Source organism: Streptococcus sp. 27098_8_70, from assembly GCF_041432215.1.
GTDB lineage: Bacteria > Bacillota > Bacilli > Lactobacillales > Streptococcaceae > Streptococcus > Streptococcus oralis_CP.
Genome location: NZ_JAPVZD010000001.1, coordinates 246,023 through 269,164 on the forward strand (window position 1 = coordinate 246,023; position 23,142 = coordinate 269,164).

20 protein-coding genes are annotated in these 23,142 nt (G+C 39.2%); 19 read left to right on the plus strand and 1 reads right to left on the minus strand.

Annotated elements, in window-relative coordinates; translation table 11 throughout:
- The first annotated feature begins 51 nt into the window (after window positions 1-51).
- The 8 genes from pulA to O3655_RS01195 all read left to right on the plus strand — a co-directional run bounded on the left by pulA (window position 52) and on the right by O3655_RS01195 (window position 11,815).
- Window positions 52-2,337, plus strand: a complete 2,286-nt coding sequence (gene pulA / locus O3655_RS01160) for a type I pullulanase (protein ID WP_371641108.1) — start codon at window positions 52-54, stop codon at window positions 2,335-2,337.
- Between the two features lie 197 nt (window positions 2,338-2,534).
- Window positions 2,535-3,959, plus strand: a complete 1,425-nt coding sequence (locus O3655_RS01165; RefSeq protein ID WP_371641109.1) for an NADP-dependent glyceraldehyde-3-phosphate dehydrogenase — start codon at window positions 2,535-2,537, stop codon at window positions 3,957-3,959.
- A gap of 271 nt (window positions 3,960-4,230) precedes the next feature.
- The gene (glgB, locus tag O3655_RS01170) at window positions 4,231-6,126 is read left to right on the plus strand and encodes a 1,4-alpha-glucan branching protein GlgB (protein WP_371641110.1); all 1,896 of its coding nucleotides are present in this window, start codon (window positions 4,231-4,233) and stop codon (window positions 6,124-6,126) included.
- A gap of 159 nt (window positions 6,127-6,285) precedes the next feature.
- Window positions 6,286-7,428 carry a glucose-1-phosphate adenylyltransferase gene (locus tag O3655_RS01175; RefSeq protein ID WP_000787250.1) on the plus strand — a complete coding sequence of 381 codons (1,143 nt, stop codon included), beginning with the start codon at window positions 6,286-6,288 and terminating at the stop codon, window positions 7,426-7,428.
- Window positions 7,418-8,557 (plus strand): glucose-1-phosphate adenylyltransferase subunit GlgD, encoded by a 1,140-nt coding sequence (glgD, locus tag O3655_RS01180; RefSeq protein WP_061420964.1) that lies wholly within the window; start codon window positions 7,418-7,420, stop codon window positions 8,555-8,557. Before O3655_RS01175 ends, glgD begins: the two co-directional genes overlap by 11 nt.
- The gene (gene glgA / locus O3655_RS01185; protein ID WP_371641111.1) at window positions 8,554-9,987 is read left to right on the plus strand and encodes a glycogen synthase GlgA; all 1,434 of its coding nucleotides are present in this window, start codon (window positions 8,554-8,556) and stop codon (window positions 9,985-9,987) included. The genes glgD and glgA overlap by 4 nt, the downstream gene beginning before the upstream one ends.
- A 58-nt stretch (window positions 9,988-10,045) precedes the next feature.
- Window positions 10,046-10,690 carry a phosphoserine phosphatase SerB gene (gene serB, locus O3655_RS01190; RefSeq protein ID WP_371641112.1) on the plus strand — a complete coding sequence of 215 codons (645 nt, stop codon included), beginning with the start codon at window positions 10,046-10,048 and terminating at the stop codon, window positions 10,688-10,690.
- Between the two features lie 9 nt (window positions 10,691-10,699).
- Complete coding sequence (locus O3655_RS01195; RefSeq protein ID WP_371641113.1) at window positions 10,700-11,815, plus strand: glycerate kinase; 1,116 nt, start codon at window positions 10,700-10,702, stop codon at window positions 11,813-11,815.
- On the opposite strand, the gene O3655_RS01200 is transcribed toward O3655_RS01195, so the two are convergent.
- On the minus strand, window positions 11,812-12,258 hold the full coding sequence (locus O3655_RS01200; RefSeq protein WP_371641115.1) for a DUF1694 domain-containing protein: 447 nt from the start codon (window positions 12,256-12,258) through the stop codon (window positions 11,812-11,814). The two genes, O3655_RS01195 and O3655_RS01200, sit on opposite strands and share 4 nt — an antisense overlap.
- 163 nt (window positions 12,259-12,421) lie before the next feature.
- On the opposite strand from O3655_RS01200, the gene eno reads away from it, so the two are divergent.
- The 11 genes from eno to O3655_RS01255 all read left to right on the plus strand — a co-directional run bounded on the left by eno (window position 12,422) and on the right by O3655_RS01255 (window position 23,124).
- Window positions 12,422-13,726, plus strand: coding sequence for a surface-displayed alpha-enolase (eno, locus tag O3655_RS01205; protein ID WP_155173017.1), 1,305 nt, complete (start codon window positions 12,422-12,424; stop codon window positions 13,724-13,726).
- A gap of 125 nt (window positions 13,727-13,851) precedes the next feature.
- On the plus strand, window positions 13,852-14,346 hold the full coding sequence (locus O3655_RS01210; protein ID WP_125394433.1) for a YkgJ family cysteine cluster protein: 495 nt from the start codon (window positions 13,852-13,854) through the stop codon (window positions 14,344-14,346).
- Window positions 14,347-14,543: 197 nt separating this feature from the next.
- The gene (locus O3655_RS01215) at window positions 14,544-15,380 is read left to right on the plus strand and encodes a GyrI-like domain-containing protein (protein WP_371641116.1); all 837 of its coding nucleotides are present in this window, start codon (window positions 14,544-14,546) and stop codon (window positions 15,378-15,380) included.
- A gap of 191 nt (window positions 15,381-15,571) precedes the next feature.
- The gene (locus O3655_RS01220) at window positions 15,572-16,615 is read left to right on the plus strand and encodes a bifunctional glycosyltransferase family 2/GtrA family protein (RefSeq protein ID WP_308697018.1); all 1,044 of its coding nucleotides are present in this window, start codon (window positions 15,572-15,574) and stop codon (window positions 16,613-16,615) included.
- Window positions 16,612-17,523, plus strand: a complete 912-nt coding sequence (locus O3655_RS01225; protein WP_049518735.1) for a phosphodiester glycosidase family protein — start codon at window positions 16,612-16,614, stop codon at window positions 17,521-17,523. The genes O3655_RS01220 and O3655_RS01225 overlap by 4 nt, the downstream gene beginning before the upstream one ends.
- Window positions 17,498-17,896: a hypothetical protein gene (locus O3655_RS01230; protein ID WP_002893287.1), complete on the plus strand. Its 399-nt coding sequence runs from the start codon at window positions 17,498-17,500 to the stop codon at window positions 17,894-17,896. The genes O3655_RS01225 and O3655_RS01230 overlap by 26 nt, the downstream gene beginning before the upstream one ends.
- Window positions 17,897-18,063: 167 nt before the next feature.
- Entirely contained in the window at window positions 18,064-18,978 is a 915-nt protein-coding gene (locus O3655_RS01235; RefSeq protein WP_049479316.1) for a peptidase, read from the plus strand.
- Between the two features lie 125 nt (window positions 18,979-19,103).
- A complete protein-coding gene (locus O3655_RS01240) occupies window positions 19,104-19,646 on the plus strand; it encodes a ClbS/DfsB family four-helix bundle protein (RefSeq protein ID WP_042902251.1) in 543 nt (180 codons plus the stop codon).
- A 285-nt stretch (window positions 19,647-19,931) separates the two neighbouring features.
- Window positions 19,932-20,435: a hypothetical protein gene (locus tag O3655_RS01245; RefSeq protein ID WP_371641117.1), complete on the plus strand. Its 504-nt coding sequence runs from the start codon at window positions 19,932-19,934 to the stop codon at window positions 20,433-20,435.
- Window positions 20,436-20,740: 305 nt separating this feature from the next.
- Complete coding sequence (locus tag O3655_RS01250; protein WP_371641118.1) at window positions 20,741-22,510, plus strand: DUF262 domain-containing protein; 1,770 nt, start codon at window positions 20,741-20,743, stop codon at window positions 22,508-22,510.
- A gap of 35 nt (window positions 22,511-22,545) precedes the next feature.
- Window positions 22,546-23,124, plus strand: coding sequence for a hypothetical protein (locus tag O3655_RS01255; protein ID WP_000056188.1), 579 nt, complete (start codon window positions 22,546-22,548; stop codon window positions 23,122-23,124).
- Window positions 23,125-23,142: the final 18 nt, after the last annotated feature.

Genomic DNA, 23,142 nt, shown 5'->3' on the forward strand with positions numbered 1-23,142 from the left:
TTAAATTCTTCAGCATGACTTAAAAATTGAAATTAGGAATTAGGAAAAGAAATGTATAGATACCCAGTAGTCATCCATTTTCACCGAAAGAATGGGGATTATGCCGCTTGTTCATTCAGTAGAAAACAGGCAGATGTTAAAGAAAATTTGTATTATGAAAATGACTATTTTGGAGCAAAATTCTCCTTTACAGTTACAAGTGCAGAAAGGCTCGATACTCTGACCTTTTCTGTCGGAATAGATGGAAAGACAAAAGATTATCTCCTACGTTTTAACTATTATCCACTGTTGACTGAGGTTTGGATTTTGGATGGTGATGAGACGGTTTATTATTCTGAAAATCCAGCCATTGCAAGTCCTTGCTATAAAGATAGAAACCCGTTTGCTTTTGATAAAGCTTTTCACAGTGAAAGTTTTGATCACCATTGGGGATACCAAGGAGAATTAGGTTATAGTATCTCAGACTACCAGACAAGCTTTAAACTCTGGGCTCCAACCGCTACAGCAGTCCAAGTGGTCGTTTATGAAAATACAAGTAACGACGCGCCGATTTGGAAAACCTTTAATCTAAAGCGAGGGAATAGCTATTCATACAGTCATAAGTACAATACCATTGGTGTTTGGAGTGTAGACCTGGATGAAAATCTTGCAGGTAAAGCTTATCAGTATCAGATTGAGTTTCCGCACCACCAGACTTTGACACGAGATCCTTACACTATCGCTACAAGTCCTGACGGGAAACGTTCTGTCATCCTATCTCAGCAAGATAGACAGGTAGAAGGATTTAAAGTCAAACATGGGACAGACGCCCGTTGGCGTTTGGAAAATCCATGTAAAGCCGTTATCTGTGAGATGCACATTCGTGATTTTACAAAATCACCGACATCTGGAGTGGCAGAGCATCTCCGTGGAACCTTCCTTGGGGCTGCCCAGACGGGAACGGTTAACCAGTATGGTCAAGCAACAGCCTTTGATTATATCAAAGAACTCGGCTGTAATTATGTTCAACTCCAACCAATCTTTGATCGCCATAAGGAATATGACGATGACGGGAATGTAACCTATAACTGGGGTTATGACCCTCAAAACTACAATGCGCCAGAACCAAGTTTCTCTAGTAATCTAGATGATCCTGGACAGGTTATTCGAGACCTCAAGACCATGATTCAGGCATATCATGATGCGGGAATCGGTGTCATTATGGATGTCGTTTACAACCATACCTTCTCAACGGTTGATGCACCTTTCCAAACAACTGTTCCCGATTATTACTATCGTATGAATCCAGATGGAACCTTCCAAAACGGGACAGGTGTAGGAAATGAAACCGCAAGCGAACACGAAATGTACCGCAAGTATATGATTGACTCACTCCTTTATTGGGTGAAAGAATACAATATTGACGGATTCCGTTTCGACTTGATGGGAATTCACGATGTTAAAACCATGCAGGCAATTCGTTGGGCACTTGATGAAGTTGATCCCCGTATTATCACCTATGGAGAAGGCTGGGATATGGGGACAGGTCTTGCACCTTATGATAAGGCCAAGAAGGACAATGCCTACCAGATGCCAAATATTGGATTCTTCAACGACGATCAGCGTGATGCCATCAAAGGAGGAGAAGTTTACGGCTCAATCAAGGCAGGATTTGTTAGCGGTGCAGCTACAGAACCGATTGTAGCCAAAGCTATTCTTGGTAGCCGAGAGTTGGGTTCATATCTTAGTCCAAACCAAGTTCTTAACTACGTGGAAGCCCATGATAATTACAACTTGCATGATTTGTTAGCAACCCTTCACCCAGATCACAGTTCAGATAAGATTATGCGTCAGGTTGAGACAGCAACAGCGATGAGCATTCTTATGCAAGGGATGTCCTTTATAGAGCTGGGGCAAGAATTTGGTCGCACCAAACTCCTTGCTACAGGAGAAAATGGTGAGCTGACACCTGCAGATAGAGAACGTGCCATGAATAGTTACAATGCTCCAGATAGTGTCAACCAGGTCAACTGGGATTTAATCAATGAGAGACAAGAGAGCATTGACTTTATTCGCCAGATTATTCGCCTAAAAACACAAAAGCGTGCTTTCTCTTATCCTACATACGAAGAAGTTTATCGTCATGTCTTCGTCCATACAGCTGCTGAAAATAGTGGATGGATTGTTTACGAAATTCACGGTGGATCAGAGCACTTATTGGTGGTATTCAATGCCAAGGGAACCTCCTTCTACTTTGAAAATGCAGGAAATCTTGAAATGCTTGTGTCCAATAGTCGTTCTCAAGAGTCTAATGTGATTGATGATATTAGCGTTGCAGTCTTGAAGGTACTTTCATAGTAAATACTACAAAAAGGTTTAGTTAATTCTAGACCTTTTTTGTTTTTTATTGAAAAACCAATATCTATTAGGAATAAATTTCAAATAATTTGAAGAATCAAGTTTGTGAAAAAAATATCAATATTTTCCAAAAAGGGGTTGTAATTTTCTGAAAATTTGATAAAATAAGTTTTAATCATTTTCAGGAGGAAGAGAATTTGACAAATTATCAGAATTTAGTGAATGGAAAATGGAAATCATCAGAGAATGAAATTGCCATCTATTCTCCCGTCAATCAGGAAAAGCTGGGTACAGTTCCAGCTATGAGTCAGGCTGAAGTAGATGAGGCTATGAAAGCTGCACGTGCAGCTCTCCCAGCATGGCGTGATTTAGCACCCGTTGAGCGTGCAGCTTATTTGCATAAGACAGCAGACATTTTGGAACGTGATAAAGAAAAAATTGGTACCATTCTTGCCAAAGAGGTTGCAAAAGGAATTAAAGCAGCCATTGGAGAAGTAGTACGTACAGCAGAATTGATTCGTTTTGCTGCCGAGGAAGGCCTCCGTATCACTGGACAAGCGATGGAAGGTGGTGGTTTTGAAGCTGCAAGTAAAAATAAACTAGCCGTTGTCCGTCGTGAACCAGTTGGTGTCGTTTTGGCTATCGCGCCATTTAACTATCCAGTCAACCTTTCTGGATCTAAGATTGCTCCGGCTTTGATTGCAGGAAATGTCGTTATGTTCAAACCACCAACACAAGGATCTATTTCTGGACTCTTGTTGGCTAAAGCATTTGACGAAGCCGGAATCCCAGCAGGTGTCTTTAACACCATCACTGGACGTGGTTCTGAAATCGGAGACTACATCATCGAACACAAGGAAGTGAACTTCATTAACTTTACAGGTTCAACACCGATTGGTGAGCGTATTGGTCGTTTAGCTGGTATGCGCCCGATTATGCTTGAGCTTGGTGGAAAAGATGCAGCAATTGTCTTAGAAGATGCAGATTTAGAAAATGCAGCTAAGCAAATCGTAGGTGGTGCCTTTAGCTACTCTGGTCAGCGTTGTACCGCTATCAAACGTGTTTTGGTTGTGGAAAGCGTAGCAGACAGATTGGCAGAATTGCTCCAAGCTGAAGTTGCTAAGCTAACAGTCGGTGATCCATTTGACAATACAGATATCACGCCAGTTATTGATAATGCTTCAGCTGATTTCATCTGGGGATTGATTGAAGATGCTCAGGAAAAAGGAGCCAAAGCGCTCAGCCCAATCAAACGTGAGAATAATCTCATTTGGCCAGGACTTTTTGATTATGTCACAAGAGATATGAAATTAGCCTGGGAAGAACCATTTGGACCTGTTCTCCCAATTATTCGAGTTGCAGATGCCAATGAAGCGTTAGAAATTGCTAATGAATCAGAGTTCGGTCTTCAATCTTCAGTCTTTACAAATGACTTTAAGAAGGCGTTTGAAATTGCTGAAAAACTTGAAGTGGGTACCGTTCATATTAATAATAAAACACAGCGTGGACCAGATAATTTCCCATTCCTTGGTGTAAAGGGTTCTGGTGCAGGAGTACAAGGAATTAAATATAGTATCGAAGCGATGACAAATGTTAAATCCATTGTTTTTGATGTGAAATAATTTATAAAATTAGGAAATTACCTTCCTGATTTTATTTTTTACTAAAAATACAGTTAAAAATTGATAAAAAACGAATATTCTGGTATTATAATAAAAAAATATATGGAAATTGTTTCGTATTCTATTTTCAGGATATCTTTTTTAAAATGCTAGGTAATTTTTTGAAGGCTTTCATAAAAAAATATGATTTCCTTCGTAAATTACTTGAAAGTTATCTTAAAAGAGTGTATAATAGAATTATAGAAAACGCTTACAAAAGAAAGGGGATTGAATGAATAATCAAGAAGCATTAAGAACCTTTACTACAGGTGAGAACTTTCACCTCCAGCATTATTTAGGAGCGCATAGAGAGGAGAAAAACGGAGAAATAGGCTATACCTTTAGGGTTTGGGCACCAAATGCACAAGCAGTTCATCTAGTTGGTGATTTTACTAATTGGGTTGAGAATCAAATTCCTATGGTTCGTAATGAAGCAGGTGTTTGGGAAGTCTTTACAAGTCAAGCCCAGGAAGGTCAGATTTATAAATATCATATCACGCGTGCAAATGGTCACCAGATTATGAAGATCGATCCGTTGGCAGTTTATTTTGAAGCTAGACCGGGTACAGGAGCTGTTTTGACCAATATCCGTGAAAAGAAATGGAAAGATGGCCTTTGGCTAGCACGTCGCAAACGTCTGGGATTTTTCGAGAGACCAGTTAATATATATGAAGCCCATGCAGGATCTTGGAAGAGAAATCCAGATGGTAGTCCCTATACTTTTTCGCAACTGAAAGACGAGTTGATTCCATACTTAGTTGAGATGAACTATACACATATTGAGTTCATGCCTTTAATGGCTCACCCACTTGGATTGAGCTGGGGCTATCAACTTATGGGTTACTTTGCTTTTGAACATTCCTATGGTACACCTGAGGAATTCCAAGATTTCGTTGAAGAGTGTCATATAAATAATATCGGTGTTATCGTCGACTGGGTTCCGGGTCATTTCACTATTAATGATGATGCATTGGCATATTATGATGGAACACCAACTTTTGAATACCAAGACCACAACAAGGCTCACAACTACGGATGGGGTGCGCTGAATTTTGACCTCGGGAAAAACGAGGTCCAGTCTTTCTTGATTTCAAGTATTAAATTTTGGATTGATTTTTACCACTTAGATGGTATTCGGGTCGATGCAGTGAGCAATATGCTGTATCTAGATTATGATAATGCTCCTTGGACTCCAAACAAAGACGGTGGAAACCTTAACTATGAGGGTTATTATTTCCTTCAACGTTTGAACACAGTGATTAAGTTAGCTCATCCAGATATCATGATGATTGCAGAAGAAAGTTCATCAGCGACAAAGATTACTGGCATGAAAGAAATGGGTGGTCTTGGCTTTGACTATAAATGGAATATGGGCTGGATGAACGATATTCTCCGTTTCTACGAGGAAGATCCGATTTATCGCAAGTATGACTTTAATCTTGTGACTTTCAGCTTTATGTATGTTTTCAATGAAAACTATCTCCTACCTTTCTCACATGATGAGGTAGTTCATGGTAAGAAGAGTATGATGCATAAGATGTGGGGAGATCGCTACAATCAGTTCGCTGGTTTGCGCAATCTTTACACCTATCAAATTTGTCATCCAGGTAAGAAACTCTTGTTCATGGGTAGTGAGTACGGGCAATTCCTCGAGTGGAAGTCTGAGGAGCAGTTGGAGTGGTCTAATCTAGAAGATCCGATGAATGCCAAGATGAAGCATTTCACTTCACAACTCAATCAATTCTATAAAGACCATCGTTGTCTGTGGGAAATTGATACTAGTTATGATGGTATCGAGATTATCGATGCTGATAATAGAGATCAGAGTGTCCTTTCCTTTATTCGTAAGGGCAAGAAGGACGAAGTATTAGTCTGTGTCTTTAATATGGCACCAGTTGAACGTAAGGACTTTACGATTGGTTTACCTGTTGCGGGTATTTACGAAGAAGTTTGGAATACAGAGCTGGAAGAATGGGGAGGTGTGTGGAAAGAGCACAATCAAACAGTTCAGACTCAAGAAGGTTTATGGAAGGATTATGAGCAGACTTTGACCTTTACCTTGCCTGCCATGGGAGCAAGTATCTGGAAGATTAAACGTCGTTTGAAACCAGCTAAGAAAAAAGAATAATGGGCTGTTGATGATAATTTTTTAGATTTTAAAAACGGATGTACTTGTATTGGACTTGAAACACAAGAGAAATGGATTTCCTATTATTTTTATAAAAAAGTTTGACTTCCAACCTTCTTTCGATTTTAACGTTCACATGACTTTATAAAGGAGTAGAAAATGAAGAATGAAATGCTAGCTTTGATCCTTGCGGGTGGGCAAGGAACACGTCTCGGAAAACTCACTCAAAGCATTGCCAAACCGGCAGTGCAATTCGGTGGGCGCTACCGTATCATTGACTTTGCTCTTTCCAACTGTGCAAACTCTGGAATCCATAATGTTGGTGTGATTACTCAGTACCAACCTCTTGCTTTGAATAACCATATCGGAAATGGCTCTAGCTGGGGATTGGATGGTATCAATTCAGGTGTCTCTATTTTACAACCTTATTCAGCCAGCGAAGGAAACCGTTGGTTTGAAGGGACTAGTCACGCTATCTACCAAAACATTGACTACATCGACAGTGTTAATCCTGAGTATGTTTTGATTCTTTCTGGTGACCACATCTACAAGATGGACTACGATGATATGCTTCAGTCCCATAAGGATAACAATGCCAGTTTGACAGTAGCTGTCCTAGACGTACCTCTCAAAGAAGCTAGCCGTTTCGGTATCATGAATACAGATGCCAATAACCGTATCGTTGAATTCGAAGAAAAACCTGCGCAACCTAAGTCTACAAAGGCTTCGATGGGGATTTATATTTTTGACTGGAAACGACTTCGCAATATGCTTGTTGCTGCTGAAAAGAGCAATGTGGATATGTCAGACTTTGGGAAGAACGTTATCCCTAACTATCTCGAGTCTGGTGAAAGTGTCTATGCTTATGAATTTAATGGCTACTGGAAAGATGTTGGTACGATTGAGTCACTTTGGGAAGCTAATATGGAGTACATTTCGCCAGAAAATGCCTTGGATAGCCGCAATCGTCAGTGGAAAATTTACTCTAGAAACTTGATTTCACCACCAAACTACTTTGGTGCGCATGCACACGTTGAAGATTCATTGGTCGTGGATGGCTGTTTTGTAGATGGAACTGTAAAACGTTCGATTCTTTCAACAGAAGCACAAGTACGTGAAGGCGCTGAGGTCGTTGATTCTGTCATCATGAGCGGAGCTATTATTGGCCATGGCGCAAAGATTACTCGTGCTATCATTGGTGAGGGTGCCATTATTGCTGACGGCGTAGAGATTGACGGAACGGACGAAGTACAAGTAGTAGGATACAATGAAGTAGTGGGGGTAGCAACAGATGAAGATTGATAAATATTCAGCCATTTTAGGAAACACAGTTGGTTTTCATGATATGTCAACGTTAACAGAACACCGTCCGGTAGCTAGCTTGCCTTTCGGTGGGAAATACCGTTTGATTGACTTCCCCCTTTCCAGTCTTGCAAATGCAGGTGTTCGTAGTATCTTTGGTATTTTCCAACAAGATAATATTAGCTCAGTCTTCGACCATATCCGTTCAGGTCGTGAGTGGGGCTTGTCAACCCTTCTAAGTCACTACTATCTAGGAATTTACAATACTCGTGTTGAAAGCAGTACGGTTGGAAAAGAGTATTACCAACAGCTACTTACCTACTTGAGACGTTCGGGTTCAAACCAAACCGTTTCGATTAACTGTGATGTATTAGTGAATATTGACTTGAATCAAGTCTTCCACCTACACAATACAACGAATGGTCCGATCACAGTTGTATATAAGAAACTTCCAAAGAAAGACATTTCTGATGTGAATGCTATTCTGGAAATCGATGAGACTGACCATGTTCGTTCGCACAAACTCTTTGATAATAAATCTACAGATGAACTCTTCAACATGTCTACAGATATCTTTGTTGTGGACACTCCTTGGTTGATTGAACGACTTGAAGAAGAGGCTCAGAAGGAATATCCTGAAAAGTTGCGCTATGTTCTTCGCGATTTAGCTGTAAAAGAAGGAGCTTTTGCTTACGAATACACAGGTTACTTAGCAAACATTCATTCTGTTCAGTCCTATTATCAAGCAAATATTGATATGCTTGAATCTAAAAAATTCTACTCTCTTTTCTCACCAAATCAAAAAATTTATACCAAAGTTAAGAATGAAGAACCAACCTACTATGCGAATACTTCAAAAGTAAGTACTTCTCAGTTTGCTTCTGGTAGTATCATTGAGGGTGAAGTAGTTCAGTCAGTCCTATCTCGTAACATTTATATTCACAAAGATAGTGTTGTGAAGAACAGCGTTTTGTTCCCTCGTGTTGTGATTGGTCAAGGTGCCCGAGTTGAATATGCTATCTTGGACAAGGGCGTTGAAGTTGCGGACGGTGTTGTCATTCGAGGCACAGCAGAACATCCAGTTGTAGTTAAGAAGGGTGAAACAGTAACAGAGGACATTTATTCATGAAAATTTTATTTGTAGCGGCAGAAGGAGCACCCTTTTCAAAAACAGGTGGTTTGGGCGATGTCATTGGCGCACTTCCCAAATCACTTGTAAAAGCGGGGCACGAAGTTGCAGTTTTCTTACCTTATTATGATATGGTAGAAGCAAAGTTTGGCGACCAGATAGAGGATGTTCTCCACTTTGAAGTTAGTGTAGGATGGCGTAGACAGTACTGTGGTGTTAAGAAAACGGTTTTGAATGGTGTAACCTTCTACTTCATTGATAATCAGTATTATTTCTTCCGTGGTCATGTGTATGGTGATTTTGACGACGGTGAACGCTTTGCCTTTTTCCAACTGGCCGCTCTTGAGGCCATGGAGCGCATCGACTTTATCCCTGACCTTCTCCATGTTCATGATTACCACACAGCCATGATTCCCTTCTTGTTAAAAGAAAAGTACCATTGGATTCAGGCATATCAAGGAATCAGAACAGTCTTAACCATTCACAATTTGGAATTTCAAGGTCAATTTTCTGAAGGGATGTTATGGGATTTGTTCGGTGTTGGCTTTGAACGCTATGCTGATGGGACCCTTCGCTGGAATGATTGTCTCAACTGGATGAAAGCAGGTATTCTCTACGCGGATCGTGTCTCAACCGTTTCCCCTAGCTATGCGCACGAGATTATGACCAGTCAGTTTGGTTGCGGTTTGGACCAGATTCTTCGCATGGAGTCAGGTAAGGTTTCAGGTATTGTTAATGGTATTGACGCAGATCTTTATAATCCTCAAACAGACCCACTTTTAGACTATCATTTTGATAAAGAAGATTTGTCTGGAAAAGCTCAAAACAAAGCAAAATTGCAAGAGAGAGTTGGGTTACCTGTACGAGCAGATGTTCCTCTAGTTGGGATTGTCTCTCGTTTGACGCGCCAAAAAGGTTTTGATGTTGTTGTAGAAAGCTTGCATCGTTTCTTACAGGAGGACGTTCAAATAGTCCTTTTAGGAACAGGTGACCCAGCTTTTGAACATTCTTTCTCTTGGTTTGCACAAGTCTATCCAGACAAGCTATCAGCAAATATCACTTTTGACGTCAAACTTGCTCAAGAAATCTACGCAGCTTGTGATCTCTTCCTCATGCCGAGTCGTTTTGAACCATGTGGTTTGTCTCAAATGATGGCGATGCGCTATGGAACTCTACCATTGGTTCATGAGGTTGGTGGACTAAGAGATACAGTTCAATCCTTCAATCCAATCGAAGGAACTGGTACTGGATTTAGCTTTGATAATTTAACACCTTATTGGCTTAACTGGAGTTTCCAAACAGCCTTGGATGTTTATAAGAACCAGCCAGACGTTTGGAGAAATCTACAAAAACAAGCTATGGAATGCGATTTCTCATGGGATACAGCCTGCAAATCTTACCTGGACTTGTACCATAGTTTAGTCAACTAATAGATAAAATCGTATGATTCTTTCATACGATTTTTGGGCTGTTTAGAAAGGAAAGTTTATGTCTCAAGTAAAAGGCTTGTGTGTCATGGACGTTGACGGCACCCTGATAGCAGAAGAAGTGATTGATCTTTTAGGAAAAGAAGCAGGTTGCGAAGAAGAAATATCGCAGATTACAAGCCAGGCAATGCGAGGTGAACTGGACTTTGAAACAAGTTTACGAGCGAGGGTAGCTTTGTTAAAAAGCCTTCCGGTTTCGGTCTTTGATACTGTCATCAAATCCATTCATCTGTCCAAGAATGCCCAAGAATTTATCTCCATACTTCAAAAGAAGGGTATTTTAGTCGGTCTAGTGTCTGGTGGATTTGCACCAATAGTTGAGAGATTAGCAAAATCCCTTGGTATCTCCTATTTCTCCGCCAACCAGTTGGAAGTCAAAGACGGTTTTTTAACAGGTCGACTAGTTGGTGAAATTGTGACAGGTCAAGTAAAACAAGATACTCTTGAGAAATGGAAAAAAGAACTGAAACTTCCCAAAGAAAGAACGATTGCCATCGGTGATGGTGCCAATGACCTCTTGATGTTAAAGTCAGCAGGACGTGGTATTGCATTTTGTGCCAAAGAAGTCGTAAAATCCGAGATAGCTTGTCATGTAGATACGAGGGATTTTTTGGAAGTTCTACCTTTGATTGATTTCTTAGAATGAGAGGGAACTATGAAAATTGTAATTGCACCCGATTCTTTTAAAGAAAGTTTGACGGCAGAAGAGGTCGCTCAAGCTATAAAAAGGGGTTTTGAACAGTCAATAGCAGATGTAGAATGTCTGCTTTGCCCTGTAGGTGATGGTGGGGAAGGAACTGTAGATGCTATTCGCCATTCTCTTGAACTAGAAGAAAAATGGTTCCAAGTGACAGGACCTTTTGGCCTAAAAGAAGCCATGCGCTACTTTTATAAAGATCAAATAGCGCTCTTTGAAGTTGCTGACTTGGTTGGTCTTGGAAAGATTCCGCGGGAGAAACGAAACCCTCTTCACATCCAAACTCGCGGTATCGGAGAATTGATCCGCCATCTCATTGATCTTGGAATGAAAGAAATCTATATCGGTGTAGGTGGTACGGCAAGTAATGATGGTGGAATTGGCATTGCTGCTGGTTTAGGTTATCGTTTTTATGATAAGAATGGAAAAGTATTGTCAGCCTGCGGTCAGACTTTGCTTGAATTCGAGTCAGTTTCAAATAGCAAGTTGTATAGGATACCTGAAGATGTGAAAATCCGCATTTTAGCAGATGTCGTGAGCCCTTTATGTGGTCTTCAAGGAGCGACCTATACATTTGGAAAACAAAAGGGCTTGGATCCTGCTTTGTTTGAGACAGTAGATCTGGCTATACAGGAGTTCTATGAAAAATTCTCGCTATCAACCCTGTCTCTCAATGGAGCAGGAGCCGGCGGTGGGATTGCGGCTGGGCTCTGTGCCTTTGCTGAGGCCACTATCGTATCTGGAATTAACACTTGTTTAGATTTGATTGATTTTGATAAGAAAGTTGCAGGGGCAGACTTGGTTATCGTTGGAGAAGGTAGACTGGACAGTCAAAGCTTTGTTGGAAAAGCTCCTATCGGTGTAGCAAAAAGAACTCCTGAAGGAGTTCCTGTTATCGCTATTTGTGGTAGTCTTTCCGAGGATTTACCTTTCCTACCATTCGAAAATATACAAGCAGCCTTTTCTATTTTAGAGAAAAGTGAACCTTTGGAAGATAGTTTGAAAAATGCAAGTCTCTATTTGGAGCACACAGCTACTAATATTGGCCGTTTATTAAATATGAGAAATCATTAGCCAAACCATTTTTTCCAGATAGATTTTTTAGGAGTCTCTGCCTTTTTCTCCTCCCAGAGGTTTGAGAAAGCAAGTCTGAGGTCCTTTTCGTCTACTTGAACAGGTTCATTTGTGTGAATGACAAGGCCATAAGGAGAGGTGATATGATCGTCTGAAACAATAGTCGCCTGACAGTTGCTTTCCTTTGCTTGTTTTAAGTAAAAGACCTGTTTGTCAAACTCGATATTTGGTGAGATCTTCACAAAAAGTATCTCTACCTTTTCTTGAAAACCTTCTAAAATAGAGAAAAATCCATGTTCTAATTCAGGACTATTGGCAGTACTGATATCCGCGTAGCCAAGAACACGTTCTTCAAAGGTACCAAGAAAGCGTCTTTGTTCGTCTGGGTTTAACTTAAGTCCACCATGAGCTTTTTCTAATATTTGTTTTGATATATCAGTCATAAATATAGTATATCATAAAAGTCTATAGATAAGGCGGGAAAGAAAGCGGTTACTTAACAAACTTAAGGAAAATTTGCACAAAGATAACGTTTTTTCTTGAAAAAGGTATCTTTTTGATGTATCATAGAGGTGTAAAAAAATTTAACTCAAAGGAGAGTAAAAAATGTCAATTATTACTGATGTTTACGCTCGCGAAGTCCTAGACTCACGCGGTAACCCAACACTTGAAGTAGAAGTATATACTGAATCAGGTGCTCATGGACGTGGTATGGTTCCATCAGGAGCTTCTACTGGTGAACACGAAGCAGTTGAACTTCGTGACGGTGACAAATCTCGTTACGGTGGTCTTGGTACTCAAAAAGCTGTTGACAACGTAAACAACATTATTGCTGAAGCAATCATCGGCTATGATGTACGTGATCAACAAGCTATCGACCGTGCTATGATCGCTCTTGACGGTACTCCTAACAAAGGTAAATTGGGAGCAAACGCAATCCTTGGTGTGTCTATCGCTGTAGCTCGTGCTGCTGCTGACTACCTTGAAATCCCACTTTACAGCTACCTTGGTGGATTTAACACTAAAGTTCTTCCAACTCCAATGATGAACATCATCAACGGTGGTTCTCACTCAGATGCTCCAATCGCTTTCCAAGAATTCATGATCGTACCTGCTGGTGCACCTACATTCAAAGAAGCTCTTCGTTGGGGTGCTGAAATCTTCCACGCTCTTAAGAAAATCCTTAAAGGTCGTGGTCTTGAAACAGCCGTTGGTGACGAAGGTGGATTTGCTCCTCGTTTCGACGGAACTGAAGATGGTGTAGAAACTATCATCGCTGCTATCGAAGCTGCTGGTTATGTTCCAGGTAAAGACGTATTTATCGGATTTGACTGTGCATCATCAGAATTCTACGATAAAGAACGCAAAGTTTACGATTACACTAAATTTGAAGGTGAAGGCGCTGCTGTTCGTACTGCTGAAGAACAAATCGCTTACCTTGAAGGATTGGTTGACAAATACCCTATCATACTTATCGAAGATGGTATGGATGAAAACGACTGGGAAGGTTGGAAAGCTCTTACTGAACGTCTTGGTGGTAAAGTTCAATTGATTGGTGACGACCTCTTCGTAACAAACACTGATTACCTTTCACGTGGTATCGAAGAAGGTGCTGCTAACTCAATCCTTATCAAAGTTAACCAAATCGGTACTCTTACTGAAACATTCGACGCTATCGAAATGGCGAAAGAAGCTGGTTACACTGCCGTTGTATCACACCGTTCAGGTGAAACTGAAGATTCAACAATCGCTGACATCGCAGTTGCAACAAATGCAGGACAAATCAAGACTGGTTCACTTTCACGTACAGACCGTATCGCTAAATACAACCAATTGCTTCGTATCGAAGACCAACTTGGTGAAGTAGCTGAATACCGTGGATTGAAATCATTCTACAATCTTAAAAAATAATCGTTGATTTAACAACGTTTTAAGCCCCTCGGATTTTATCCGAAGGGCTTTTTTCTGTTCAGGGGGCAAAAAGGGGACAGTGTTTATGGTATAATAGACAAAAACACTTGTATTAGAAAGAAATTATGTCTAAAGAGATTGATATTGAGTATTACCATCAACTAGCCTTGCAAAAGCAGAAAGAGCACCGCAAAGTGTTAGCTAACCTAAAGAAAAAGCCACCAAAAAATCTAGACAAGATTGCGCAGCAGATTCACCAAGAAGTCTTTGCTGAGATTGATTGCACCGCCTGTGCTAACTGTTGCAAGACTTTGGGGCCCGACTTTAAAGAAGCAGATATCACCCGTATCGCTAAGTACTTTAAGATGAAATTACCAGCCTTTGAAGCAGAGTTTTTACAGGTAGATGAAGACGGGGACAAGGTTTTCAAATCCATGCCTTGCCCCTTTCTAGGAGGAGATAATCTCTGTTCCATCTATGACGTTCGTCCCAAGGCTTGCCGAGAATTTCCCCATACAGATCGTAAAAAGATCCATCAAATTAATCATTTGACGATTAAGAATACCTTGACCTGCCCAGCCGCTTATCTCTTTGTTGAGAAGCTGCGGGATAGGTTGTAGAATCCCCCTCTAAATATTGTACAAAAATTCTAGGGCAGAAGTATCTTATATCTGTTAGACTATAGTTAGAATTGAACACGGCCTAAAAGCTGTGTGAAAAAGATGAAATTTTCTCGGAGCAGGAGCCTCTCCGTCAATTTTCCTATTTTCACTTTGCTTTTAACGGCCTTAGTATCTTTTATGAGGTGAAAAAGAATATGATGCATCAATTCAATCGAACCATGGAATATCTAGAAAGCAAGTTGGACGCAGAAGTGGACTTGCAGAAATTCCAGCAGCTATCGGGCTATTCTTATGCTCTCTTCAGCAGGCTCTTTTCCATCCTAGCAGATATGACTTTAGCAGAATACTTGCGCAATCGCAGGCTGTCAGAAGCTGTGACGGACTTGCGGGAAAGCTCTGAGAAAGTCATTGACATAGCGATGAAATACGGCTATGAGTCTGCGGATGCCTTCAGCGCAGCCTTTAAGAAATTCCATGGGGCAACTCCCTCAGGAGTTCGAAATGGAAAACCTTATCGGGTCTTTCCTAGACTTCAATTATCCTTAAAAATCACAGGAGGAAAGACTATGGATATCAAGATTCAAAAGAAACCTGCTTTGTCCGTGGCAGGCGTCCTATTGGAAACTATTGACAATAGCCAGTGCCCGTCTGCATGGGAGAAACTCTATGCCCATCACAGCATTGAAAACCTAGAAAGTTTGGGTAGTGGCCAATCTTTTGGTGTCTGCTCGGATGTCAAAGAAGGCGAAATCATCAACTACATGGCTGCTTATGATGTGACGGATAAAGTCAAAGCAGACGAGCTAGGTCTGTTCATCAAAGATATCCCAGCCGCTGAATATGCTATCGTACCAGTCAAGGGGGCCATACCAGCCAGTATCCATCATGCTTGGAAATATGTCTTGGAAGTCTTTTTCCCAGAAACTGACTATCGCCACTCAGGAGCACCAGACTTTGAAGTATACACCGAGGGAGACATGTCGTCACCAGACTATCAAATGGAACTCTGGATACCAGTGATTAAGTACTAGATCATTTTCTGACATTTTATAAAGATGCAAAACCAACTCTGTAGAAGATAGCTTTTACAGAGTTTTTCTTTCTTTGATTACACGAATTTATGAGAAGAACAAAAAAATTGATTTTACTTAAATTTAAGTATAAGGAATTTTTAAGCATTTACTTGTATACTTTTCCAATCATCAAAGAAAGAGGTGTAAATATGAACTATCTAGTTATCCCAGCTTACGAACCTGACTACAATCTCATCAAATTGATTGAAAAGATTCACTATAAGAGCGATTTTTACATCATTGTCATTGATGATGGAAGTTCGGCAGAATGCCAAGACATTTTTGCTCGAGCAGCGGATTTTGCGATAGTCCTTCGCCACCAGGTCAATCAAGGAAAAGGTCAAGCTCTGAAAACAGCCTTTGAGTACATTCAGTCTCTCAATAAGCCAGGGACTGTGGTTACAGCAGACGCAGACGGCCAGCATAGGATCTGGGACATCTTTCGTAGCTTGACCAAATCAAATGAAAATCCTAATACACTTGTCCTTGGTGTCCGTGCCTTTACTGGCAAGGTTCCCTTGCGTAGTCGTTTTGGAAACAGCTTGACTCGTATCTTGTTTAAACTGCAAACGGGTGTCGCTGTATCCGATACACAGACAGGATTACGTGCCTTTTCAACGGATATGATCCCCTTTATGCTTAAGATAGAAGGACAACGGTATGAATATGAGATGAACATGCTCCTCGAAGCAAGTCAAGTCTACCCAATCTTAGAAGTTCCGATTGAAACAGTCTATATCAACGACAATGAGGCTTCTCACTTCCGGCCTATTCGAGATGGATTGATGATTTATAAAAATATTTTAAAGTTTGCGCTCTCGTCTTTTAGTAGTTTTATCGTAGATTATGTGGTCTACGCTCTCTCTATTCTATGCTTGAGCTTTATTCCGACAGGTTTGCGTGTTCTCCTCTCAAATGGTTTGGCACGTGTGACTAGCTCCATCTTTAACTTTTCTACCAACAAAAAATTGGTCTTCAAGAACAAGGCGAGCAGTTTTAAAACAGGATCAGGCTATTTTGGACTAGCTGTTGGCCTCTTTATCTTGGACACCATCCTGATTCGCCTCTTTAATTCGGGTCTTGGAGTCAATTTGCTGATTGCGAAGATTCTTGTCGGAATCATGCTCTTTATTCTCTCTTGGACAGTTCAAACTCGCTTTATTTTCAAAGAAAGGACTTGTAGCCCATTATGAAAGTTTTAAAGAAACCCTATCTATACGCCTCGGTCTTGGGCTTGCTCCTGACAAGCTCCTTTACCTATTCGATGTTGAAGACCTTTGTACTCGCTGAAACGATTTCCACTGTATCTAATACCGGCTCAACCTCTAACACCGCAGCAGCAAGTCAGGCAGCAAAAAATGCTCAAGTGACGGATACTAGCTATTCAGATGGAAATATCAGTGTCACCCTCACTGAAAAGACTGTGAATGAAACGCAAGTCTATGTGGCAGATATAACCCTCAGTTCATCGGATTATCTAAAAACAGCTCTAGCTCAAAACTCCTATGGAACCAACGTCACAGCTAAAACCTCTGTAACGGCTGCTGAAAACAATGCTATTCTAGCTGTCAACGGTGACTACTATGGAGCCAATAGTTCTGGTTATGTTATCCGTAATGAAGTTGTCTATCGGGACAGTGTCCGTGAAGACGCTAGTAACGGTGACCTTGCCATTTACAAGGACGGCTCCTTTAAAATCATCTACGAGGACCAAGTTTCAGCCGATCAGTTGGTTCAGGACGGTGTCGTCAATCTACTGGCATTTGGTCCGTCTCTAGTTGAGAATGGAGAAATATCTGTTGATACCAATACAGAAGTCGGTCAAGCCATGTCATCGAATCCTCGTACAGCTATCGGGATTATCGATGAAAATCACTACATCATCATCGTTTCGGATGGTCGAACCTCTGAAAGCAAGGGCTTGTCTCTTTACCAGATGGCAGAAGTGATGAAATCTTACGGAGTGAAGACAGCCTATAACCTTGATGGTGGTGGATCCTCAACTCTCTACTTTAACGGTCAGGTAATCAATAAACCGACTACAGGTGGAAGCAAGATATCAGAAAGGGCGGTGAGTGATATTGTCTACATCGGTTACTAAAATCAAAAACAAACGCCTCAAAAAGACACTCGTTAGCTATAGTCTTCTCACTATTTTCTTCTTTGCATTTAGCCGTATCTACGAGTCCCTTAGTTTTGGGGAGACGTCGCTTCATATGCACTATCTCTTTGCAGTTCCTCTACTAGGAGGCATCGTTCTGGCATTGTTGTTGAAAATCATGCCAAACCTAGGACGAATCAGCCTAAACTTGTGGAACTCGGCAGTTGCAGTCCTAACAACTGGAATGCTCTTTCGAGGAATTGTCAATCTATCAGGTCGTTCAACGACCCTAGATCAACCTTACTGGTATGTCGGCCTAGCCTTTGGTATTTTGGCTATCGCCTCGCTTTTCTTTCATAAGAAAAACAGTTAAAAATTAGCTTAAAAATTAAAAACTGGTTGTTGAGAGAAACAGCCAGTTTTCTTATTGAAGTTCATGACTATAGATCACAAATACCCATATTTTTTGTTTGGATTTTATGGGGCATGCGAATAGTTTTCTCGGTATAATAGTCCCATAGAAGATAAGGAGGCATGAATATGCAGATGTATTTTGGAGATGTGTCACTTTGCTATAGCTATTCATTGGCAATGGCACTGGCTAGCTATGGCTATGACTTTAAAGCAGACTTTCTAGAGGCAATCATGGTAATGGGAAATGGCGCTAGTATCGTAAAGGAAGATGACCAGCACCCTCTAGTATTCTTTGATAACGGAATGCCAGATCTTTCCATCTCCCATTCCTTAAAAATACTTGGGTTTGACTATGAGGATTTCTATCTAAAAGATGGAACTGAAGTAGATTTGGAAGAGATTAAAGGAAAGTTAGAAACCTTTCTGTCCAATGGACCTGTCGTACTGGGACCTCTTGATATGGGCCATCTGACCTACAATCCTAATCACACAATCCTTTATGGTGTGGATCACTTCGTAACCGTGTATGGCATTGATCATCAGCACCTCTATTTGCATGATCCAGCTGGTTTTGCCTGCATGAAGGTTGCTTTTAATGACATATTAGAAGCCTGGAAGGCAGAGACTATTGACTATAAGCGTGGAGCTTACTCCATGTGGGGAAATTTTAAGAAGGTCAAGAGTCCTAGTCAGACTGAAATCTATCAGGAAACAGCAAAGATAATAAAGACCCGATATCTGAATGGTCAAAGCGGTGTTTTGGAATTCTATGCAAAAGCAGTTGCTGAAAACGGCTTAAATACCGAGCAAAAACAATTGCATCAGTATTTCAGCTTTAAACTTGCAGCTGTTCGAAATCTCTATCTCAGTAAATTCTTAAAGGCGTATGATCCAGAAGGGGCAAGATTAAAAGAGGAATTGGCATCTCTATTTGGCCAAGCTCATCTTTCATGTTTAAAAGAAGATTACCAAGAACTATCCCGCTTGCTCTGTCAGATAGCAGAAGTAGATGGTCTCTTTAAAGATTTATATATAAAGTAGTGACTATAAGCATAAAAAATAGTTCGTAAAAGCGGTTTTTCGTAAAATGAAGAACTGCTTTTTGATTATGGTATAATAAAGTAAGAAAATAGCTTATTCTACTTAAAAATGAAGGGAGAACTCCTATGCCTAGACCAAAAACGAAAGAGGAGCTAGTGTTAGCCTCTAAGGAAAACTATGAAAAGCTCAATCACTTTATATCTAAATTAAGTGAAGAGGAGCTACAGACTCCTTTTGATTTTTCAAAAGACCAAAAGAAAAAAGAAGCTCACTGGAATAGAGATAAAAATCTACGGGATGTTTTGATCCATCTATATGAATGGCAGCAATTACTTTTAACTTGGGTACATTCTAATCAAAAAGGTCAAGAAAGAACTTTTCTCCCTGAACCTTATAATTGGAAAACTTATGGGGAAATGAATGTCGCTATTTGGAAGAAGCATCAGAAAACGTCCGTAGAAGAAGCGACCAAACTCCTCAATCAATCGCATAAAAAGGTTTTAGAGTTAATGGAAGGCTTCAGCAATGACGAATTGTTCACAAAAGGTACCTATAAATGGACGGGTGGGACAAGTCTAGGTTCCTACTTTGTCAGTAGCACCTCCAGTCACTATGACTGGGCTCTGAAAAAACTCAAAGCTCATCAGAAAAATTGTAAGAAACGTTAATTGAAGTGCTCATGAGGTTTAGAAAAGGTTCTTCTAAGTTTCGAATAGCATAGTTCTCGTGATTTTTGAGCCATTCTAGCTTTAGAATCCTTCTAAAATTAAAATTTAGGTTTGTCATAAACTTAGAATAGCACCAAAACATTTATATCAATGTAATTCTAAGTTTCGAATTACACTGATATTAAAGGAATTGAGCTGTTCGATGCTTAGAATAGCTTGATTCTGAGAACTGTTGACTAGAAAATCATTCGAATAGCTTTTTTTCTGATATAGGATGATAGATAGATGGGTGAGATGATGAGCATACAAAAAGAGAAAGTTAGAAAAGAGTTGGTGTCCCTCTGCTTGGGAGAGCTTGCAGCCGTTCTATCCTTTTGGTTGTGTTTTTTCCTTTTGAAAAATAGGCTTGGCGATTGGAATGGTTTGATCTCTATTCTCTATCCTCTGTCTTTACTGACATTTATTTTGCTTCAAGGTTCAATCTATTGGGCGATTTTGATTAGAAGACTCTCGAAACCTCAGTTCGGAAGCGCTAGTGTCCCCAAACTATATAGTGGTTTCAGAATACTAGACCTTGTTTTACTTATTTCAGGCTTTCCTTTTATTGTCTGGAACACGCAAAGTGTCCAAGTGGCTGTCTTAGCCACGTTGATAGAGTTTTTTGCCCTTATCGAATGGCTTAATTACTACATTGTACGCCTATCTTATAGTTTGAACCCGCTTGTTTTATGGAAAAGAATTGCCAAGGGAAAACTTGAAAAAAGCAGAATAGCTAAGGAGTTGGGGTAGGGGAGTGTACTATTGGAGAGTTTAAGTTATTCAAACAATGTTACCTTGAAATTTTCATTTATACTATAATGTTCTTAATGAATATTCAGGAAGAAAACTAAATGTCCTGCAAATTTTGATTCTTTGAAACTTATTGCTTCCAAAGGATTTTATAGAGTATTGAAAATGAAGTTACTAATTGTGCGGAAAAATTAAGTTTGATGTTATCGCTATACAAAATTTTACTTCGTTCAAACTTGTATTGATTTTTATTGTCAGTGTTTTCGTGATATAATATTATCAGAATAAATTATTGGAGAATCTGAATGAGAAACGATATTCAACCGGCTTTACAAACAATAAAATCTTATTTTGAAAAATCAGAATTTTATATTCCTACCTATCAGAGACCCTATGCTTGGCAAGTACCACAATGTGAACAACTCATTGAAGATATTAATCTTCATATGGAAAATTTCGATGATAGTTCCCAAGACAATTATTTCTTTGGAGCTGTTCTCATTGCTCAAGAATCTGGAGAAGAGCATGAAGTTACCTTGATTGATGGCCAGCAAAGAACAACGACATTTATGCTGCTTCTTAAGGCAATCTTATTGAAGATTGATAAGGAGCTTGAACTTCAACCGACTCTAGATACTGATGCACGCAGATTAGTGAAACGTCTTAATGGTCTTAAAGAGCAGATTGTAACAATGCTTTTCAATGTCTCAGATGACGAAAAAGATGATTTCGTTGATGGACTGTATTATCCTAGTGAGGATAGGATAAAGTATCTAAATCATTCAATCTCAGAAAAATATGCTAGTGAGATGACTACTATCTTGTTAGGTAGAGATTTCACTTCGATTAAAGAGAGAGTTTATCAAATTTATCGTCGTCAGAAAGATAATCGTTATACAAATTTTTATAAAAACTTTAGATATTTTTATAATATGTGTGATGATTTGAATATTTTTAAACTCATCAATTTTGCAAATCATTTTATTGATAACTGCCAAGTGATTACAATTACAAGTTATAATACCGATCAAGCAATAAATATTTTCAATTCTTTAAATGGGACTGGTGTCCCATTGACCCCAATTGAAGTAATCGTATCTAAGACAACAGCAAATGCATCAGATAGGAAAAACTTTGAAAAAAATTGGCAAGAGATTGTACAACGTACCGATTCATCGAGATTAGACTTAAATGCGTTAATTACTCATTATATTTTTGTAAAACTTTCAGAACAAAACAGTGCTGATCGAAGAAATCCTGGTATAAGAGCCTTTTTCTCAAAAAATAAGCATCTATTGAATGAAGATGTTCTGTTTACTTCTAATCTAAATACAATCATAAACAATTTTGAACGAGTATCTGATACTATCAATGGTCAATTGATAAACAAATTAAACGGTAATTTAAGACCTTTTGTTAGTAGTTATCTATTTTTCAGAGAAGACAACACATATCTGGAATATTTACTTAGACTTGGAGTTTTGATTGAATTATCTGAACTCTCGTATAGCCATAAACTTTTTAAAGGCTTCCTAGAAGAAATAAATTTGTTGTACAGTCAAGTCGATTCAATTTCAATCGACGAACTTATTTCAAAAATAAGAAACCATATTCATGACAATTTTATTTATGATGATGTTAAACAAACTTTGACTGAAAGTGGCGTTTCAAATTCGATTCTTTATGTAAATGAATTCTTATTTGCATTGGAAAAAGGTATTAGCTTTAATTTAGATGGGAATATTGATATTGAGCATATTATGCCCAAAAGTGGTTTGAATCGAGAAAATATTATGTCAGATGCTGGATTAGAAAGTCAGGAAGAATTCAGAGATTATGCTGAGAAGCTTGGTAATAAGATTCTCCTTGAATCCGAAATTAATCGTGGAATTGGAGATGCTTGGTTTAGAACAAAAAGAGAGAATACAATCACAAGTGGTCATGGCTATATAGGTAGTAAGTTCCCAATAGCTAAATCTCTTGTTAATTATGTAAATGACACTTGGACTAAAGCTGACATTGAATTGGCAACTGAAAAAGCTGCAAAACGAATTGCTGATTTTATTTTTGAATAAACTAGATCGATAGAATTAAGAGGTAAGTTTTAATTATGTCATTAAATCAAGTTACAATAGAAATTCCATTAAATATTCAGAAAGGATTAGACTCTGGAATTTATAAACGTTATGGTTCAATAATCAGAAATTCGTCTGGCCATATAGTAAAGCATCTAAAAGAAGTAAAGGCAGGAGAACCAGCTCAACAGGTCCTTAAAGGCCTTGCAAAAAATAAATATGTGCTAGTAACAGCTATTAGTGCAACTATTCTAGCTGTTGGTGGTGTTAGTTATTATGCATTTATTTCAAATAGATATAAGAAGATTGTAAAGAAACTTATAGAAAAGCTAGTTCACTTCATTCAATTAGCACAAAAAGGAGAAGTAAGTGAAGTAGAGGTTGATAATTTCTTAAAATTTTTACAGGATAATCAAAAAGAACTACTTTCTTTGAAACTAGACTCTGAAATAGATGAGTTATTTGATCTTGTATATAATTATACAATTCAATTTGCTCAAGCAAATGGATTTGAGACTGATACTATTTCAGAAGTGGCAGAAAATAATAAAGTTATTAACTTGATAGATTATCTGAACTTTCAAAAAACAATATATCGTTCTGATGCAGTATGATATATTGAAAGAGAAATT

Coding starts and splice junctions, on each gene's coding strand:
- pulA (WP_371641108.1), top strand. CDS start 52: ATGTATAGATACCCAGTAGTCATCCATTTTCACCGAAAGAATGGGGAT.
- glgB (WP_371641110.1), top strand. CDS start 4,231: ATGAATAATCAAGAAGCATTAAGAACCTTTACTACAGGTGAGAACTTT.
- O3655_RS01175 (WP_000787250.1), top strand. CDS start 6,286: ATGAAGAATGAAATGCTAGCTTTGATCCTTGCGGGTGGGCAAGGAACA.
- glgD (WP_061420964.1), top strand. CDS start 7,418: ATGAAGATTGATAAATATTCAGCCATTTTAGGAAACACAGTTGGTTTT.
- glgA (WP_371641111.1), top strand. CDS start 8,554: ATGAAAATTTTATTTGTAGCGGCAGAAGGAGCACCCTTTTCAAAAACA.
- serB (WP_371641112.1), top strand. CDS start 10,046: ATGTCTCAAGTAAAAGGCTTGTGTGTCATGGACGTTGACGGCACCCTG.
- O3655_RS01195 (WP_371641113.1), top strand. CDS start 10,700: ATGAAAATTGTAATTGCACCCGATTCTTTTAAAGAAAGTTTGACGGCA.
- O3655_RS01200 (WP_371641115.1), bottom strand. CDS start 12,258: ATGACTGATATATCAAAACAAATATTAGAAAAAGCTCATGGTGGACTT.
- eno (WP_155173017.1), top strand. CDS start 12,422: ATGTCAATTATTACTGATGTTTACGCTCGCGAAGTCCTAGACTCACGC.
- O3655_RS01210 (WP_125394433.1), top strand. CDS start 13,852: ATGTCTAAAGAGATTGATATTGAGTATTACCATCAACTAGCCTTGCAA.
- O3655_RS01215 (WP_371641116.1), top strand. CDS start 14,544: ATGATGCATCAATTCAATCGAACCATGGAATATCTAGAAAGCAAGTTG.
- O3655_RS01220 (WP_308697018.1), top strand. CDS start 15,572: ATGAACTATCTAGTTATCCCAGCTTACGAACCTGACTACAATCTCATC.
- O3655_RS01225 (WP_049518735.1), top strand. CDS start 16,612: ATGAAAGTTTTAAAGAAACCCTATCTATACGCCTCGGTCTTGGGCTTG.
- O3655_RS01235 (WP_049479316.1), top strand. CDS start 18,064: ATGCAGATGTATTTTGGAGATGTGTCACTTTGCTATAGCTATTCATTG.
- O3655_RS01240 (WP_042902251.1), top strand. CDS start 19,104: ATGCCTAGACCAAAAACGAAAGAGGAGCTAGTGTTAGCCTCTAAGGAA.
- O3655_RS01245 (WP_371641117.1), top strand. CDS start 19,932: ATGGGTGAGATGATGAGCATACAAAAAGAGAAAGTTAGAAAAGAGTTG.
- O3655_RS01250 (WP_371641118.1), top strand. CDS start 20,741: ATGAGAAACGATATTCAACCGGCTTTACAAACAATAAAATCTTATTTT.
- O3655_RS01255 (WP_000056188.1), top strand. CDS start 22,546: ATGTCATTAAATCAAGTTACAATAGAAATTCCATTAAATATTCAGAAA.